12 protein-coding genes are annotated in these 17,699 nt (G+C 34.3%); 8 read left to right on the plus strand and 4 right to left on the minus strand.

What is annotated here, in order from left to right:
* Positions 1–114: 114 nt before the first annotated feature.
* The 6 genes from FN756_RS04135 (at position 115) to FN756_RS04160 (ending at position 7,619) form a co-directional block, all read left to right on the plus strand.
* The gene (locus FN756_RS04135; RefSeq protein WP_142601723.1) at positions 115–1,086 is read left to right on the plus strand and encodes a peptidoglycan DD-metalloendopeptidase family protein; all 972 of its coding nucleotides are present in this window, start codon (positions 115–117) and stop codon (positions 1,084–1,086) included.
* 4 nt (positions 1,087–1,090) lie between these two features.
* Entirely contained in the window at positions 1,091–1,426 is a 336-nt protein-coding gene (locus tag FN756_RS04140) for a MerR family transcriptional regulator (RefSeq protein ID WP_142601725.1), read from the plus strand.
* 531 nt (positions 1,427–1,957) lie between these two features.
* Positions 1,958–2,692: a PorV/PorQ family protein gene (locus tag FN756_RS04145; protein ID WP_142601727.1), complete on the plus strand. Its 735-nt coding sequence runs from the start codon at positions 1,958–1,960 to the stop codon at positions 2,690–2,692.
* Positions 2,682–4,724 carry a helix-hairpin-helix domain-containing protein gene (locus FN756_RS04150; protein WP_142601729.1) on the plus strand — a complete coding sequence of 681 codons (2,043 nt, stop codon included), beginning with the start codon at positions 2,682–2,684 and terminating at the stop codon, positions 4,722–4,724. The genes FN756_RS04145 and FN756_RS04150 overlap by 11 nt, the downstream gene beginning before the upstream one ends.
* Before the next feature lie 39 nt (positions 4,725–4,763).
* Positions 4,764–6,842 carry a ComEC/Rec2 family competence protein gene (locus FN756_RS04155; RefSeq protein ID WP_142601731.1) on the plus strand — a complete coding sequence of 693 codons (2,079 nt, stop codon included), beginning with the start codon at positions 4,764–4,766 and terminating at the stop codon, positions 6,840–6,842.
* The gene (locus FN756_RS04160; protein ID WP_142601733.1) at positions 6,843–7,619 is read left to right on the plus strand and encodes an enoyl-CoA hydratase/isomerase family protein; all 777 of its coding nucleotides are present in this window, start codon (positions 6,843–6,845) and stop codon (positions 7,617–7,619) included.
* Positions 7,620–8,096: 477 nt separating this feature from the next.
* Here FN756_RS04160 and FN756_RS04165 read toward each other — a convergent pair whose 3' ends face one another.
* Entirely contained in the window at positions 8,097–10,286 is a 2,190-nt protein-coding gene (locus FN756_RS04165) for an amylo-alpha-1,6-glucosidase (RefSeq protein ID WP_142601735.1), read from the minus strand.
* A 60-nt stretch (positions 10,287–10,346) separates the two neighbouring features.
* The gene (locus FN756_RS04170) at positions 10,347–11,453 is read right to left on the minus strand and encodes a glycosyltransferase family 4 protein (protein WP_142601736.1); all 1,107 of its coding nucleotides are present in this window, start codon (positions 11,451–11,453) and stop codon (positions 10,347–10,349) included.
* A gap of 380 nt (positions 11,454–11,833) precedes the next feature.
* Here FN756_RS04170 and FN756_RS04175 point away from each other — a divergent pair, with 380 nt between their 5' ends.
* Both FN756_RS04175 and FN756_RS04180 read left to right on the plus strand, forming a co-directional pair.
* On the plus strand, positions 11,834–12,724 hold the full coding sequence (locus FN756_RS04175) for an MBL fold metallo-hydrolase (RefSeq protein ID WP_246085421.1): 891 nt from the start codon (positions 11,834–11,836) through the stop codon (positions 12,722–12,724).
* A 138-nt stretch (positions 12,725–12,862) separates the two neighbouring features.
* Entirely contained in the window at positions 12,863–13,063 is a 201-nt protein-coding gene (locus tag FN756_RS04180; RefSeq protein ID WP_142601740.1) for a hypothetical protein, read from the plus strand.
* 108 nt (positions 13,064–13,171) lie between these two features.
* Here FN756_RS04180 and FN756_RS04185 read toward each other — a convergent pair whose 3' ends face one another.
* Positions 13,172–14,686 (minus strand): sulfatase family protein, encoded by a 1,515-nt coding sequence (locus FN756_RS04185; protein ID WP_142601742.1) that lies wholly within the window; start codon positions 14,684–14,686, stop codon positions 13,172–13,174.
* A gap of 193 nt (positions 14,687–14,879) precedes the next feature.
* Entirely contained in the window at positions 14,880–17,381 is a 2,502-nt protein-coding gene (locus FN756_RS04190; RefSeq protein ID WP_142601744.1) for a mechanosensitive ion channel domain-containing protein, read from the minus strand.
* Between the last annotated feature and the right edge of the window lie 318 nt (positions 17,382–17,699).

Below are 17,699 nucleotides of genomic sequence, written 5' to 3' on the forward strand. Positions count from 1 at the left end.
GTCTGAAGAAAATGTGTTTACCTGGTTTAGTTTAGTAGGAATCAGACATAAAATTTAGAACCTGAATGTTTTTCAGGAATTAGTTTTCTTATTTAGAGAAGTTTATCAGTTCGAATGGCCAAAAAAGTAAAGTATTTTTATAATTCAAATACTCTCAGTTACGAAAAAGTTGATTTAAATTGGAAGAAAAAAACAGGACGTGTCTTAGGTTATCTTGCTACTGCCAGTATTTTTTCAGCTATTTTATTGAGCATTGCCTATAATGTACTCGATTCACCCAACGAAAAAGAGTTAAAAAAACAAATTGAAGAGTTAACGGTTCAGTATGATATTTTGCAAAAACGTGCTAAACAAATGGACGTTGTACTGAATGATTTACAGGAACGAGATAATGATATTTACCGTATAATATTTGAAGCTGAGCCCATTTCAGCAAAAGAACGCTCTATTGGATTTAACGGCGTTGAACGATATAAAGCCTTGGAAAAATCGAATTACTCATCGTTAATGATTCAAAGCACTCGTAAACTTGATATGCTTGCTAAAAAGCTTTACATACAATCGAAATCTTATGATTTTTTAACTCGGGAAGTCAAAAACAAGGACAGACTTTTAGCATCAATTCCTGCAATTCAACCCATTTCCAATAAAGATTTAACCCGTATGGCTTCGGGTTTTGGATACCGTATTCATCCTATTTATAAAACTCGTAAGTTGCATGCCGGCATGGATTTTACTTCACCTGTGGGAACTGAAATTTATGCAACCGGCGATGGAATAGTATCAGAATCAGGAACAGAACGTGGTTATGGGAATAGGGTGGAAATCAACCATGGTTATGGTTATACAACATTGTATGGGCATATGAGTAAAATAAAGGTATGGACAGGGCAACGTATTAAGCGAGGAGAAGTAATAGGTTTTGTGGGCAGTACCGGAGCTTCTACTGGCCCGCATTGTCATTATGAAGTTCACAAAAACGGAAAGCCTATTAATCCGATTAACTTCTACTTTAATGACCTGAGTCCGGCAGAATATGCCAAAATGCTGGAGCTTTCATCAAGAATTAATCAATCATTTGACTAAAATTATGCCTTATAAAGAACGGGACATTAATAAATTGTATTATACCATTGGTGAAGTAGCTGAAATGTTCAATGTGAATACTTCATTAATTAGGTTTTGGGAGAAAGAATTTGATGTACTTCAGCCTAAGAAAAATAAGAAAGGTAATCGGCTTTTTACTCCAGAAGATGTGGAGAATTTAAAAATCATTTATTTCCTCGTAAAAGATAAAGGGTTTACCCTCCAAGGTGCAAAGGAACATATGAAAAACAACAAAAATATTGAAACTGATAGACAAAAAGTGATTGATTCATTGGTAAAAATTAAATCATTTCTAAATCAGCTTAAGAACGAATTATAATTCATAATATGAATTTACCTGAGCTCTAGGATTGATCTATTTGAATAAATAAATCTTTTTTGTATATTCAATATTAGATCATCTACCATTTCTATGATTCGAAAAATCATCTGGGTGTTTTGCCTATATGTCTCATTTGCGCAAAGACATGTAGGCAAAACTTTTTATAAACTGATGCACAATAATTTAACAATTAAATATTCCTTTTAACCTTTTCGACCGTTTTTTTTAAAGTACTGCTAGCTCTTCGAATCAAAAGCTTTTCTCCGACGTTGGTCTTATATAATAAATCAAAGCCATTGATGAGGTTTATTTCGTTTTCCGGCCATCCCACAATTCCCTCTTGCAATCAATTTAATAAAATTAACTTTTAATAATATTTTATTTCTTTTGAATACATTTTTTTTGTAAATTAATTCTACATCTTCTTAAAAACAACTACTGAAGCCCATTTTTATGATTCGAATAATCATACTTGGTATTTTGCTTATATGTCTTATTAGCACAAAGGCACATGGACAAATATTTTTTATGGGTGCACGGTTCAGTGCAATGGCTAATGCAGGATCAGCAATGTCAGATATATGGAATGTATCTTATAATCCAGCTGGTTTTACTGCAATAAAAAGCCCCACAGTTTCTTTCGGCTATGATAATCGATTTGTAACGAAAGAACTCAGTGTAAAATCTGTGGTTGCCGCTTTTCCTGTACAAACTAATTATTTCGGTTGTAGTTTCAGCTCTACCGGTTTTGAATCTTACAATGTAATGCTATCATCATTAAGTTATGGCAAAAAACTCAGTGAACGATTTAGCGCCGGACTTAAATTTAATTATCATTCCTTAAACATTGAATCTTATGGTTTAACGTATACATTTTCAGTTGATTTAGGCATTCAAGCTAAATTAACAGATCAATTAGTTTTAGCCACACAAATCGTTAATCCTACCCGAGCAAAATTTGGGAACGATTTAATTAATCCGATTGAAACCATCTTCTGTTTAGGTGCATTATATACCTTTTCCCCCAAAGCATTTATTACTACTGAAGTTGAAAAATCATTAGGCTTTCCTGTTAACACAAAAGTTGGCATGGAATATAAACCACTAGAAATGGTTGCCGTACGAGGTGGTATTTCAAGCTTTCCATTACGTCAATATTTTGGGATGGGAATCTTGTTGAAAAAAATTAAACTCGATGTTGCTGCTTCTACTCATGTCTCATTAGGATATTCACCTCAATTTAGTTTAGGATATGAGTTTTAAGTATTCATCAACACTATTTTTATTAGTTTATTTACTCTTTACCAAGTCGGCTATTGCCCAAAATGACATCGACCCTATTATTGAAAATATTGTCGAATCTATAGCGGATAAGGTAGCAACTGAAGATATTGACATCAATGATCTAACTGATAAGCTGTATTACTATAAAAAACATCCTCTTGACTTAAATTTTGCCAGTTCAGCAGAACTAAAATCACTTTATATTTTAAACGAACTCCAAATAAATGCATTACAAGATCACAAAAAAAAATATGGGGCGCTCATAAATTTAACAGAGTTACAAAGTATATCATCTTTTGATATTGAAACCATTCGCAGATTGGCATCCTTTACCAAAGTAGGATCTTCCTTCTCAGTGAGCAATAGAAAACCTGAAAGAGAATTTATATTCCGAACCCTCATGCCGCTGGAAATAAAGAAAGGTTTTCAAACTACAGCAGGAACAAGTGTATATAAAGGCAGCGCAATTGGATTATATACACGATACTCTTATAATCTACCTGATCGATTAAGCTTGACTGTTATCGGTGAAAAAGATCCAGGAGAAGTTTTCTTTAATGGAGGGCAAACAAAAGGTTTTGATTTTTATGCAGGTAATGTTACTCTTTTAAATAGAGGCGTTCTTAAACGCATAATACTAGGAGATTACCTCCTGCAATTTGGCCAAGGTTTGGCAATGTGGGGAGGCTATAGTTTTAATAAAAGTCCATTGGTATTATCAATGGCAAAAGTTGGGATTGGAAGCAAACCCTATCGATCGTCGGGTGAATATGGTTTTTTCAGAGGGGTGTCCGCAACTATTGCAATTAGTAAATCAAATACTATGACTCCGTTCGTTTCCTACCGTAAGCTAGATGGAAATATTGAGCTTGATTCTACCGAAAATAAACATGTAACATCTATTCTTGAAACGGGTTATCATCGCACATTGAACGAAATTTCAGATAAAAATACAGTTGATCAATTAGTGTACGGTTTTAATATTAATTCACATCCGGTCAAAAATCTAGGAATAGAGTTCACCGCTTTTCATCTTAGCTATACTATACCTTTACAGTCCACTATTAAATTTTATAATCAGTTTTTATTCAGAGGTAAAGAGCAAACTACTTTATCTGTTGCTTACAATTATTCAAACGCTAATTTTTATTTTTTTGGAGAAACCACAAAGCAAAACACCAGCGCAGTTGCAACTCTAAATGGTGTTTTAGTCAGTTTGTCAAAAAGCATTACGTTACTTTTGCAGCAAAGATGTTTCCCGAAAAACTTCGGTAACATTTTTGCTGATCCCATCTCAGAAAGTAGTACTCCAACAAATGAACAAGGATTTTATTCAGGCTTAACGATTCATTTTTCAAAAAAACTGGAATACTCTGCTTATGCTGATTTATTTCGCTTCCCGTGGTTAAAATATCGAATTGATGCCCCCTCCTATGGGCACGAATTATTCTCGCAGTTAGTTTATTCTCCATCTTCTTTGCTAAGCTTCAGTGCTCGCTACCGCAAACAGGAAAAGCAAGGCAATTTATCAAATGATGAATCGACCATTACTCCTGTAGAAACTATTAAACAAGAAAACATTCGCATACAAATTGAATACCGGATATCGGAGCGCTTATCAATAAAAAACAGAATGGATGTCTGTAAGTACCAAATTGGAGTGCATCCTTCAGAAAATGGCTTTGCTATTGGCCTTGAAGCCAACTATAGTTTATTTTCAGCTAAATGGCAATTAAATACTCGATACGTACTTTTTGATACAGAAACGTATAATTCACGTATTTATGCCAATGAGAAAGATGTTTTATACGGTTACTCCATGGCTAATTATTATGATACAGGATCCAGATTTTTTATTAATTCTTCATTTAAAATCAATAAAAAAATAACCTATTGGTTAAGATATGGGATTTATAGTTATAAAAACAAGAATACAATAGGATCAGGCTATGATGAAATTGATGGGAACCAACGATCGGATATTAAGATGCAGATTAGAGTTAATTTTTAATTGGAAGTGTAGTTTGGGTAAAAATTTAATCAGTATACAATGAGTAGCCTCCGCCTTGAAACTCGTCAAATAGTATTTATACGAATTTTAATACCATTCATTATAGGAATTGTAGTTGAATCATATATTCAACTAAGTAACACCATAGCTTTGATTATAATAGGTTTATCAGTTATTTATTTAACTACCGTTACCTTTCTAAATCGAAAAATTAATACATCTAAATTTCGTAGTTATAAAGGCTTTACACTGACAATTGCCTTCTTTTTATCAGGAATGGCCATAATGCATTTTCATAATGAATTAAGTAGAGCGGATCATTTTAGTAGTTCGAAAGCAAAGTATTTACTTATTGAAGTAAATGACGATCCGATTATTAAAAATGGTCACATAAGGTTTAAGGCTAAAGTTATAGCGATGGTGGATAGTACTAATTTTGAAAATTGTTCAGGCAATCTTTTAGTAACCTTCAGGGATTCAAAAAAGATCATTTCTTATGGAGACCAGTTTTTAGTTTCAGCAGATTACAAAGAAATAAATGCCCCAAGAAATCCTGCAGAGTTCAATTATAAACGTTATTTAGCACATCAAAATATTCATTATCGTTTATTTGCTAATGAACATTTATGTATTGCGGATAATAACGGGAATATACTAATTAAGTGGTCGATACTTATCAGGAAAGTATGTGTTCAAACGTTCAATACTTATATACCCGGCAAAGAACATGCAGCGATGTTAAGTGCTTTTTTATTGGGTTATCGAGCTGATTTAGGTCCTGATATTGTGCAAGCATTTACAAATACAGGAACTGTCCATATTCTTTCGGTATCTGGTTTACATGTGGCATTAATTTACCTGGTTATTAATTTTTTTTTAAAATGGATGGAGCGTTACCGAAATGGTAAAATAATAAAGGCAGTATTGGTATTAGCTTTAATCTGGTTTTATGCTATGATTACCGGTTTGTCGCCAGCTGTGTGTCGATCTGCATTTATGATTAGTATGGTCGTGATAGCCGATGGCTTTAATCGATACACAAATATTTACAATACGATTGCTGTTTCCATTTTTTTCCTTACACTTTTCAATCCGTATTTATTGTTTGATGTAGGATTTGAACTCTCCTATGTAGCTGTTCTTGGAATAGTATACCTGCAGCCTCAACTCTATGGATTAATTGTCATTAAAAATAAAATACTTGATTATTTCTGGATAATGACTTCGGTTTCCATAGCGGCACAGGTAGCAACCTTTCCCCTCTCTATCTATTATTTTCATCAGTTCCCTAATTATTTTTTAATTGCCAACCTTATTATCGTTCCACTTGCAACTATAATATTATATGCCGGAATATTTTTACTCGTCATTTCTCCTTTCCAATCGTTAGCTTCTTTTGCGGGCAAAATCATTGCTTGGCTAATTAATGGTATGGACCATATTTTATTAAAAATAAGTCATTTGCCGTTTTCAATATTTGATGGTATCTGGATAAACTTTGGGGAATTTGTTATTACAAGTTTATTATTGTTATTTATCATTTTAGTATTTACATATAAGCAAAAAATATTAATAATAGTTAGCTTAGCTTTGATACCAGTTCTGATTATATCGTATGGAATCAAAGAATTCAATTCATTGCAACAGCGAAAAATCATAATTTATGCTGGCGGAAAAAACACTTCCATTGGTTTTGTTGATGGACAAAGTGTTATGTTGTTTTCAAATGCTACACAATCAATCTTTAACTATTCAATAAAACCGGGTTTGGATAGTAGCCGGGTTAAGCATATTATTCGCTTGCCAAACAACTACCAAGGGTCACATTTTAATAAACAGAAAAATTATATAGCGTTTTATACTCAACGGATTGTTGTTATTGATTCAACGTTTACATGCTTTAAACCGTCAAAAAAACTTACTGCCGATTATATATTTATCGACGGAAAACCAAAAGTAAAGTTTGCTCAATTACAAGAAATGTTCAATTTTAAGCAATTGATAATTGGCGAATCCGTACCGAATTATTTAGCTCAATCGATGATTGACGGAAGTAATAACACTGGAGTTAAGTATCATTCAATGCATAATTCAAACGCTTTAGTAATTTCATTATAGATGGAAAAATTAATTAAGTATACCGTAGAAAACCGTATTGCCAGGATAACTATCAATCGTCCTGAAAAGCGTAACGCCTTGAGTCCTGTATTAATTGCCGAATTAATGAACGCTTTTTCCCAGGCTAATGGTGATAATTCGGTAAAGGTTATTGTCTTGGCAGCCGAAGGGGAGGTTTTTAGTGCCGGCGCTGATCTTAACTATTTACAACAACTACAAACCAACTCTTACCAAGAAAACCTGGAAGATACAACCAAACTAAAGGATTTATTTGTTTGTGTGTATAATTCATCAAAGATTGTAATTGCTGAAGTTCAAGGCCATGCAATTGCAGGTGGTTGCGGTTTAGTATCAGTCTGTGATTTTGTTTTTGCTGTACCTGATGCTCAATTTGGATATACTGAAGTAAAAATCGGATTTGTGCCTGCAATCGTTTCATTATTTGCAATTAAACGATTAGGAGAACGTATAGCACGTGATCTACTACTTACAGGCCGCTTAATTAAGTCAGAAGAGGCTAAAGAGTTTGGTTTAGTAAACTTTATAATAGAACATACAAAACTTTCGAATAAGGTAAATGAGTTCGCAACTCAATTGATTGTAGAGACATCTTCAACATCCATAGCTTTTACCAAAGAGTTAATAAGAACTATTCAGGAAATGCCTTTTGATGATGCATTGAATTGGGCTACTGAAATGAATGCAAAAATTAGAGAAACTGAAGATTTTAAAAAAGGAATAACTTCATTTCTTACCAAAACCAAAATTGGTTGGTAGACCTCCATTATCAAGCTGATATCTGAATTCGATTTGGTGATATTGTTCATCAAAAATGGGTAAATATTGCATCATTATTCCACATAATTTTATTCTCATTAACTTTAAAATCAGTTTATTAGCTTGCAAAGCGTTTAATTTCAATCCTCCATGAAACTGGCATGGAAATCTCATGATATATATTCTCTTAGGATATTACCCAACACTGACATACCAACCTTATCCAACAACATATCGGTAGTGGTAAGTAAGAGAAAAGATAAACCCCTTTTAAAAGGGGTTTATCTAATTAAAATAAGGATTGAGTAAACCAGTTTCCTGCCCTGCGGACTTCAGGAATTGAGCAAGCTGAGCTACCAGCATCAACTTCTCTTGGTTATTCTCAACTCGAAATATCTAAATATTACTACTTCTTGGAAAATCGTTAAAAAATAAAGCTCCAAATTAAAAGGAGCTTTATTTTTAGTCAATTATAACTTATTTAATGGTGAAAATTTTCCAATTAACCGGTTTATCTTTTACATTGATAACGGTATGACCTTTATAACGATGTATTTCAAAAGAAGTATGTTCGTTATCACCCAATATTAAATCGTCAATAACAATGCTATCTAAATAATTGGGGAGTATAGGACTCTTAAATGTCATCATTTTGTGCACGGCATCAATCTCCATATGCAGACAAGCTTCAAGCAGCAAGAATACCGCGCCTACCGACCAAGCTTGGGGAGAACACGCCACCGGATAGGCCGTCGGACCCTCACCTTTTCTTTTTTCGAAACCACAAAATAGTTCAGGTAAACGTTGTAAATCGATGAATAATGAGGCGTCGAATAATGCGCCTGTTAGTTGCATGGCTTCTTCTCGAAAACCATATTTTGAAAAACCACTTGCAATTATAGCTACATCATGTGGCCAAACAGAACCATTATGATATGACATTGGGTTATAACGCACTTCATTAGAGGCCAATGTACGTATTCCCCATCCACTAAACATATTTTCACCCAACAACGTTTTTACAAGTTTTGCTGCCTTATCGCTATCGGCTATACCGCTAAAAAGACAATGACCTGCATTTGATGATAAAACCCTGCATGAATTTTTATTACCGTCGATCGCTAATACATAACTATTTAGTTTCTCATCCCAGAAAAGTTTATTGAATTTGATTTTTAATTGTTCTGCTTCTGTGTGCAGTCGTTCAGCTAGCTCTTTTTTCCCAAGCACTTCCGCTAGTTGACTAATCTTATTTTTTGCGTCATAGATGTAACCTTGTACCTCGCAAAGGGCGATAGGCGGCTCCGCTATGTTTCCAATTTCATCAGAAATAGAATCATGTGAATCTTTCCAGCCTTGATTAAATAATCCATTTACACTTTTATGTTGGTATTCAACAAAACCATCTTTATTAATGTCACCATATTTATCCATCCACTCCAACGCTAATTCAATATATGGCCATAGTTGTTTAATAAATTTCAAGTCTGCAGTACGTTGATAATAGGCTCCGCACAGTACAAGGAAAAGCGGAGTGGAATCAACAGAACCATAATATTGTTTAAATGGTATTTCATTGCACTCTACTAGTTCCCCTCCCCTGGTTTCGTGAAGAATTTTTCCTGGTTCAGCATCCTGAAAGGCATTCAATTTTACTGCTTGGTTTTTTGCCAGAAATTGAAGCACATCTTTGGCAATAGTTGGCGCTATCCATAGTGTTTCGAGAGCGGTAATAATCCCATCTCTTCCAAAAGCTGTATTATACCAAGGCACACCGGCATAAGGATACAATCCATGCGGTGTTTTGGCCAAAAGGGATAATAAATCTGCTTGTGATCGGTTTATCCAATGATTAAATTGTTCATTTGCTGTATAAACCCTAGCAAATAGTCCATTGGATTGAGTTAACTCTTTAACAATTTGATTTTTTGCACCAGCAAAAGTCATATTTTTACTTGAATGATTACCGATTTTAAAATGAAGTGAATATTCAAGAACAAAACCGGCATGAGGTTCAAGAGAAAGATGAAAAACTCCTTTAGTTTGATGTTCCCAATCATCAGGTTTTTGATCCAAAATTATTTCGGTTTCCCGAACGATATTATCCAAGCCTTTATATTTAATACTTATGCTCTTATCAGTTAAATGTTTAATTTCAAAAATTTCGCCTCTTCTTGCCCTTTTGATACCGCGAACTTCAAAAATATCCTTAAAATCAGCTTGGAAATAAATAGATGCATCAAAATCATACTTTTCTGTTCCATAATTTTCAAATTCAATCAATCCATAACATGCTCCGTTGCGAACAAACTTTCGCCTACGGATATGCAATATTCCTTTTGGTATTAATGGCTTGTTTTCTTTTTCGGAAAATTCTATTAGTTGATTGGTTAAGTCGACAGAAAGTATTTCGTTCTGTTCTTTAATTGCTGAACTTAATAAAAGAGGCCTGGAATTATTAATTCTGAATTCAATATCACTTATATAACGAGTGCCTTCGTGATAAATTCCTTGTATCTCTTCGCCTAACTGTTTAATATCACCCCAACGATCAAAAATTCCGAATGTATCAATATGGTTTAGTACTCTTGTTCGGTCGTCTGCATATGTAGAATTTGCAGAAACATAGAACTTATTTTCAACTTGAATAATTGCATCCGCGCTCATAATCCAATTAAATTAGTTCCTATTAAAGTTAGAAGTTTCTACTGATTTTAAAAGTTTAAATTATACTAAATCACCATTTAGTTCGTCTGGTGGCCCCGAAATCCAAACTCTGTCGGGATTTGGTATGTATCGTAATTTTGGAGCGTTATGTTCAATAATTTGTTCATAATTACGAACATAATTCTTGGCCATAATCTCTGAACTAAACCGAATATCGAAAACTTCCCTGCATTTTTTTCTATTAATTAGATGGAGCTTATTCAGCGCTTTAAGGGCTTCATTAACATCCCTTACAATAAATCCGTTAATGCCATGATCAACCACCTCTTGAACAGCACCTCTATTAAACGCAATAACCGGAGTACCATTTGCCATAGCTTCAATCATAACTAAACCAAAAGGTTCGGGCCAATCAATAGGAAATAATAAAGCAAGAGCATTTGCTAAAAATGCTCTCTTTTCAAATTCATTTATTTCACCAATGTATTCAACTAGTGGATCGTCAAACAAATGCTTAATCTTTTCGTCGAAATATAATTGATCAACTTTATCAATTTTTGCTGCAATTTTAATTTTAATACCGGCTTTCTTTGCTATTTCAATTGCGGTATCAACTCTTTTTTCGGGAGAAATTCTTCCAAGAAATGCAAAGTATTTCCCTTCATTGTTATTTAATGAATAAAAATCTTTAGGAATTCCATGATAAACAGTGTTGCGCCAATTTACAAACGGTAAAGGAAGACGTTGATGATTAGAAATGGATATTAACGGGATATCGCTAAACTTTTTATATAAAAATTGTAAATCAGGAAGGTCAAGTCGACCGTGTAAAGTTGTTATACATGGGTATTTTAACAACTTTGATATTGGAAAATGCAAATAATCGGTGTGAAAATGTAAAACATCAAAGCGCTGAGCTTGTTCAATTACTTCTTGCATTTGCACAAAGTGATACGAAAGATGGTCTACACAATCACTTAATCTTAAAGACTTATCACATATAGAAATTAACTCTGCGTTAGTTATAGAATCACCAGATGCGAATAAGGTTACTTCATGGCCTTGCCTCACAAGTTCTTCCGTTAGGTAAGAAACTACTCGTTCAGTTCCTCCGTAGAATTTTGGTGGAATCGATTCATACAAAGGAGCAATTTGTGCTATTTTCATCGTAAAACAAATTAATAGGCCTCATATGAAACTCCAAATATATGTCAATTTAAATGGTATTTATTTGATAATTAAATAAATGCAAAATCATTTCTTTACTAATAAAAATCCACGCGAATAGAAAGATTGCCTGATGATCCTTTCCCATTTACTTTATTGGCATGAATAAATAGAAAATCAATTTATTCTAAATAATTGCCAAAGTTTTTGCAACGTATAATTAGTTTTGATGGCAACGAATAAACACTAGGATGAATAAGCAAACTCTATTGAATAAGAAATGGGAAAAAATAAATCAATCTCCGAATTATAAGAACGGCTCATTTCAAAATTTATCTCATACATCAGTTATGTCGAGTGATGTTTCGTTCATTGAAACGATGAAATTTTTTTTTAACAGGCCTAAGTCAGTCTCTCCTCCAAAGCCACTTCCAAATGTAAAAACAGATTTAAAATCGATCTGTTCTGAAAAACCGGTAATTATATGGTTTGGGCATTCATCTTATCTTATGCATATAAAGGGAGTAAATATTTTGGTCGATCCTGTATTCAGTGGAAGTGCTTCTCCGATGCCCTTTTTGATTAAAGCTTTTCCCGGATCAAATGCTTATTCTGTAGAAGATTTACCACAAATTGATCTGTTAATTATTACACACAACCACTATGATCATCTTGATAAAAAAACAGTTAAAGAATTAAAGCATAAAGTCAATGCTATTTATACACCACTCGGAGTAGGAAATGATCTGGAAAGGTGCATAATTAAAGAGGAAAAAATTACAGAATTAGATTGGTGGAATAGCTCTAAGATGAATAATGAAATTGAAATCATAGCTACTCCGGCACGCCATTTTTCTGGTAGAGGATTAAAACGTGGAGAATCACTTTGGGCTTCATTCGTTCTCAATATTTTTGGTTATAACATTTACCTGGGCGGTGATTCAGGTTATGATACACATTTCAAAAAAATCGGACAACAATACGGTCCATTTGATTTAGCTGTTCTTGAATGTGGTCAGTATAATACTGCATGGCCCTTTATTCATATGGCACCAGAAGAAACAGTACAAGCAAGTATTGATTTGAATGCGAAAGTATTACTTCCTGTACATTGGGCTAAGTTTGCATTGGCCTATCACGATTGGGATGAGCCCATTAAAAGAATCACAAAAATTGCTGCAGAAAAGAATGTCGACATTATAACTCCTATGATTGGAGAGCCTGTTACAATTACGGAACATTATACCAATAGTACCTGGTGGGAAATTTAAAGAGCACAAACGCTTAACAATAAATTAGGCTGTAACGCTTTCTACCTCAGGACAACCCAACACAACAGGCATGATTTTTTCAAGGCGTAATTGAGCTTAGCGCTAGTGAATATTTTTATAACCTTAAATTTTACAAAAATGCTAACGAATTCAATATTGCCCGCCCAATTTACCTTTGAAATTAAACAGACGATATATCATGCTGGAACAAATTTATACGATATTGTATTTTACGACTTGTTAGGTATTCAGTTAACTACAAAGAACATGTATATACCCGATCAAGCAGAAGAAAGTTGGATCCAGGAGAAGGTTAAAGAATTATATTTCGAAAGCTAAAGTATCACACAGCTTTTTTAAATTAAACCGTGTAATGGTTGTATTACGAAATAACAAAAGCCTGTACAATATTTTACAGGCTTTCATTCTAACCACCAGTTCATTCATTTAAAATCGTGTTCTCTCGACTTCTCGGTTTGTTTTAAGCAATGTTGCTAGTTCTTTCACAATGTCTGGATATTGGAGAGCTAGATTTTTAGTTTCACCAATATCATTACTCAGATCATATAATTGAGCGAATGAATCATTGCCATATTCAATATTGACTACGTCACTATAGCGTGGTCCTTTTGAAGGTTCAATATATTTCCATTTTCCTTTGATGATTGATAAAGGACCACCTTGCTCTAACAGGTATGATCGGTTTTCTTTGGATTTCCCCAATAGCTGCGCAAGCATATCAAAACTGTCGGGAGCAGCTATATCACCTAAAGGCTGTCCTGTTAATTTGGCCAACGAAGCAAATAAATCAATTTGGCTTATTAAAACATCAGTAGTTTTATTTGCCTTTACTTTTTCAGGCCATTTAACAATAAAAGGGACCCTTGTACCTGCGTCAAAAATGCTATACTTTCCTCCCCTTAAAGGACCAGCAGGCTTATGGTCACCAAGCAGTTCAACTGATTGATCAAAGTAGCCGTCATTTACAACCGGACCATTGTCGCTGCTAAAAATGATCATGGTATTTTGAGCGAGATGTAGGCTATCTAGAGCATTGATCAATTTACCAACTGTCCAGTCCAACTGAAGTATAGCATCGCCCCTTAACCCCATACCACTTTTACCTCTAAACATGCTATTCGGATAACGAGGCACATGTATATCGCCACTGGCGAAATAGAGAAAAAAGGGTTTGGTAGTATTATTTGAAATAAAAGTGATTGCCTTGTTGGTAATTTCACTTGCAATATTTTCATCTTTCCAATAGGCACTATGACCACCACTCATCCATCCAATTCGGCTAATACTATCTATTATTGTTTGATTATGCCCCTGTCTTACATCAGGTTTCATTCGTAATAGTTCAGGATTTTCTTTACCTGTTGGGTCATTTCCAATTTTTTTTTTGTAGTTAACAGCAATGGGATCGGTGGGGTCTAAATTTAACACTCGACCATTTTCTACATACACACAAGGTACCCTATCCAGTGTAGCTGGCATGATAAAAGAATAATTAAACCCAACTTCTTTAGGTCCGGGTTTTATTTCCGAATTCCAATCAATACCATTTGTACCTAATCCTAAATGCCATTTTCCTATTACAGCAGTAGTATAACCCGCGTTTTGAAGCATGGAAGGTAAGGTTGGTTTATCAGTAGGTATAATCAGCGATGCATCACCGGGGGCAATGCCTGTACCATTTTGTTTCCATGGAGATTTGCCGGTCAATAACCCAAATCGTGAAGGTGTACAAGTAGCTGAAGTGCTATGTGCATTAGTAAACCGAATGCCCTGTTTAGCAAGTTTGTCAATATTTGGAGTTTTAATTTTTGACATGCCATAACAACTTAAGTCACCATATCCCAAATCATCTGCATAAATAATGATAATGTTAGGCTTTTGTTGCGCATGTACTATAAGATTAACACCAAGGCAGATTAATACTAGTAATTTTTTTTTCATAATATAGTTTTAACTAATGGCTTCTCTACACAATTGGCGCTTGTATAAACGAAAGTCACCTTATAATAACAGGCTTGCTAACCCGACAAGCAAGGCCGGAATCTAAAATAGCAAAATGAATGGAGGAAGTTCATTTAGCCCAATAGATTGCAGTATAAAAAATGGTTAAGTGTAATATATCTATTTGATTAACTTATTGCAGATTTTCGTCTTCATTTTCCCCTTTTTGTTCATCTTCATTAAACACGTTATCGTCCTCCTGTTCTGGTGTCGTATAGGAGATGACTATTTCATTTTCTCGCAGTACCTTATCAATAGCCATCAGCATATCGCTCTTCAAAATTATTCCGTCATTGAAATTCCCCACCCAAAAATGCACTTGAATGCTAATTGAACTTTCACCAAAATCCTGAAACAATACAGTTGGTTCTGGCAGTTTCAAAATCCGTTCATCAGCATTAATGGAATCAAGTAGTAATTGTTTGGTCTTTTCTAAATCGGTCCCATAGAGCACACCCAACATTATTTCCATCCTTTTTTTTAAATCCGATAATGTCCAGTTTATTAAATGAGCATTCAACAAATCACCATTGGGCATTATCACTTCTCCTCCGTTCCATGTGTCAATTATACTGCTGCGAAAGCCTATTGACTTCATCGTTCCTAGCTGCCCGGCTATTTCTATAACATCTCCCACATTAAAAGGCTTCTCAAAAGCTACGATCAACCCGCTTATCAGGTTATTAACCAGCGTTTGCAACCCAAAGCCAACACCCACACCTAGTGCACCCAATATAATAGAAACCTTATCCATTGGAATTCCGGCAGCAGCTATAGCCAGAAACATTCCGATACTGATAATTCCGATACGAATGAGGAGCAACCAGCTGCCTAATCCGACTTTGATCTCACGTTCTTCGTCATCAATACTAGGGTTCGGTTCTGAAGCAAAAAATGAAACAACCCTTGAAACGATTACCGAAATGCTTAAAATAAGAACAAATGAGAGCAAATTATTAATGGTGAAAGTGTAATCACCAACTTTTCTTTCCAGAATCAAAAAATACAGTAAAGGTTCGGTAATTAATTTAAATGCATAGAAATTGCGACCGAATAATATAAACCAACCGATTATTAAACCTATGTAAAATAAGGCCGGTGCCTTTGCTCTAATTCGCTTATAATCAAGGTGAAGTATATTGTCTTGTTGGGTATAAATGTTTGACGCCAGGGAAAGCCCTTCATTAATTAGTCTTATCGTTCCAAAAAACAAAATGGCGATAACAAAGCTGAAATAACCGCTGGTAACTAAAGTTTTGGAAAAATTATATCTTCCATAAATGTTGAAAATGATGGAGGCGGTTTCCAGTATAATCACAAATACTATAAAATAGATAACCCAACGCTCCCTTAACTCTTTCCTTCGGTTTCTGAGCAGGGCAAACAAACCTGCCAATACCCCTATGCCGGCAAGCACCAGCATGCCCCAACGTTCTGTCCGTGATTCCTGCAATATTAAATTATTGACGCAGGCAAACAAGAACAACATAAACATCAGGAGCCATACCTGCATCCAGTGTTTTGTTATGAACTTATGGAAGATTATGGTGATAGCAATGGCCGAAAAAATCCAAAACAACGCATTAAAAACAAATGGCGGAGTTGGAAAAATAAACTGAAAGAGATTTAGCACAATCACCACAGCCGAAAGAAAGGGATATCGCAATACCAATTGACCATTATAATTGGCATGTAATAACTGTCTTTGAATATATTTTTTCTTCAGAGAGATTAAATATAAAGTTGAAGCCAGAATCAATAAGAATAGAATGATGATTTCATCTAAATGATCCTGCGTATAGAACAAAAGGTTCAGTTTGTTTTTGGAATTAGAAAAATCTACGATCTCTTTAAACGGACGATTTAACTTTACAGGCGCCCAGATATCAGGATATTCACGGTCTATAGCTTTATCTGAAATCTCCTTTTGATACATCTCAATCTGATCCAGACCCGAATTCAAGTTAACCATTTCTAGGTTCAATTGCGTTTGTAAGACTTGAACATTTAACATGGCTTGTCTTAAAAGTGAATCGGTAGGACCAATCTCCTTAGCAGCAACGCCGAGCCTTTGCAAATACTTGATCAATAATGCAGAATCAGCAGGAAATACATATAAGGCCGAATTACTGTTAAGTGAATCCAACTGATATCTGAAATCAATCAAGTCTTTTAGGTAGTTATCTACCTTTTTTTTGTTGCTATTTATTTTGTTTTGCAAAACCTGCAGTATATTGGAGGTGCTTGCTAAGTTTCTGTAAGTTTGCGATGTTCCTTTATTCGTAAAAACCCCTTCACCTGCTAGTTTAGACCACTTTTTAACTCTAGTTAATTCGGTATCTATTTCAAGTGTATCAATACCTAATGCTAAATAATCCTTTGCCTTTTGGGTAGTTTTCTTAATGCTTTCCATTAATTCATCCTGTTTAAGCTCAGTTTTGCGAGCCCTATACAATGAATCATTTCTTTTAGCCTCTGCTTTTCCAATTTTATTCATGCGTACAACAAAATCTTCTTTGGCCGTATCAATTTTGTGGGTTTTATAAATTATGACCTTCTGTTGAGCAGATACACTTAGGCTGATAAATACAGCGCAGAATGTTAAAAAAAAATGGGATACAATCAAGCTTTTCATACTACTCAATTGATTTTTAATTTTAAAAATATGTTGCACTTTGAGGTAAAGTTGCTTGAGTATAATATAGTTAAATTAAATATCTTATTATTCTTATAGTAGTGGAATTTTTACGAGTATCATCGTAGAAGACTATGTTTTTGGAAAGGGTTCAAGCAGATTCTACTTTAAATTTCCAAGAGGTATTTTAGCTCAGTTTTCTCCTCATCTGGCTTAAAATTGTGAAATAATATTTTTAATTTAAGATCTATTAGATAGTTTTAGTTTAATTCAAGTTGAATAATTACTCTATCGACTTTCCAAAAGTCTATATGGAAT

The sequence above is a fragment of the Solitalea koreensis genome (genome assembly GCF_900182575.1).
GTDB classification, from domain to species: Bacteria; Bacteroidota; Bacteroidia; order Sphingobacteriales; family Sphingobacteriaceae; genus Solitalea; species Solitalea koreensis.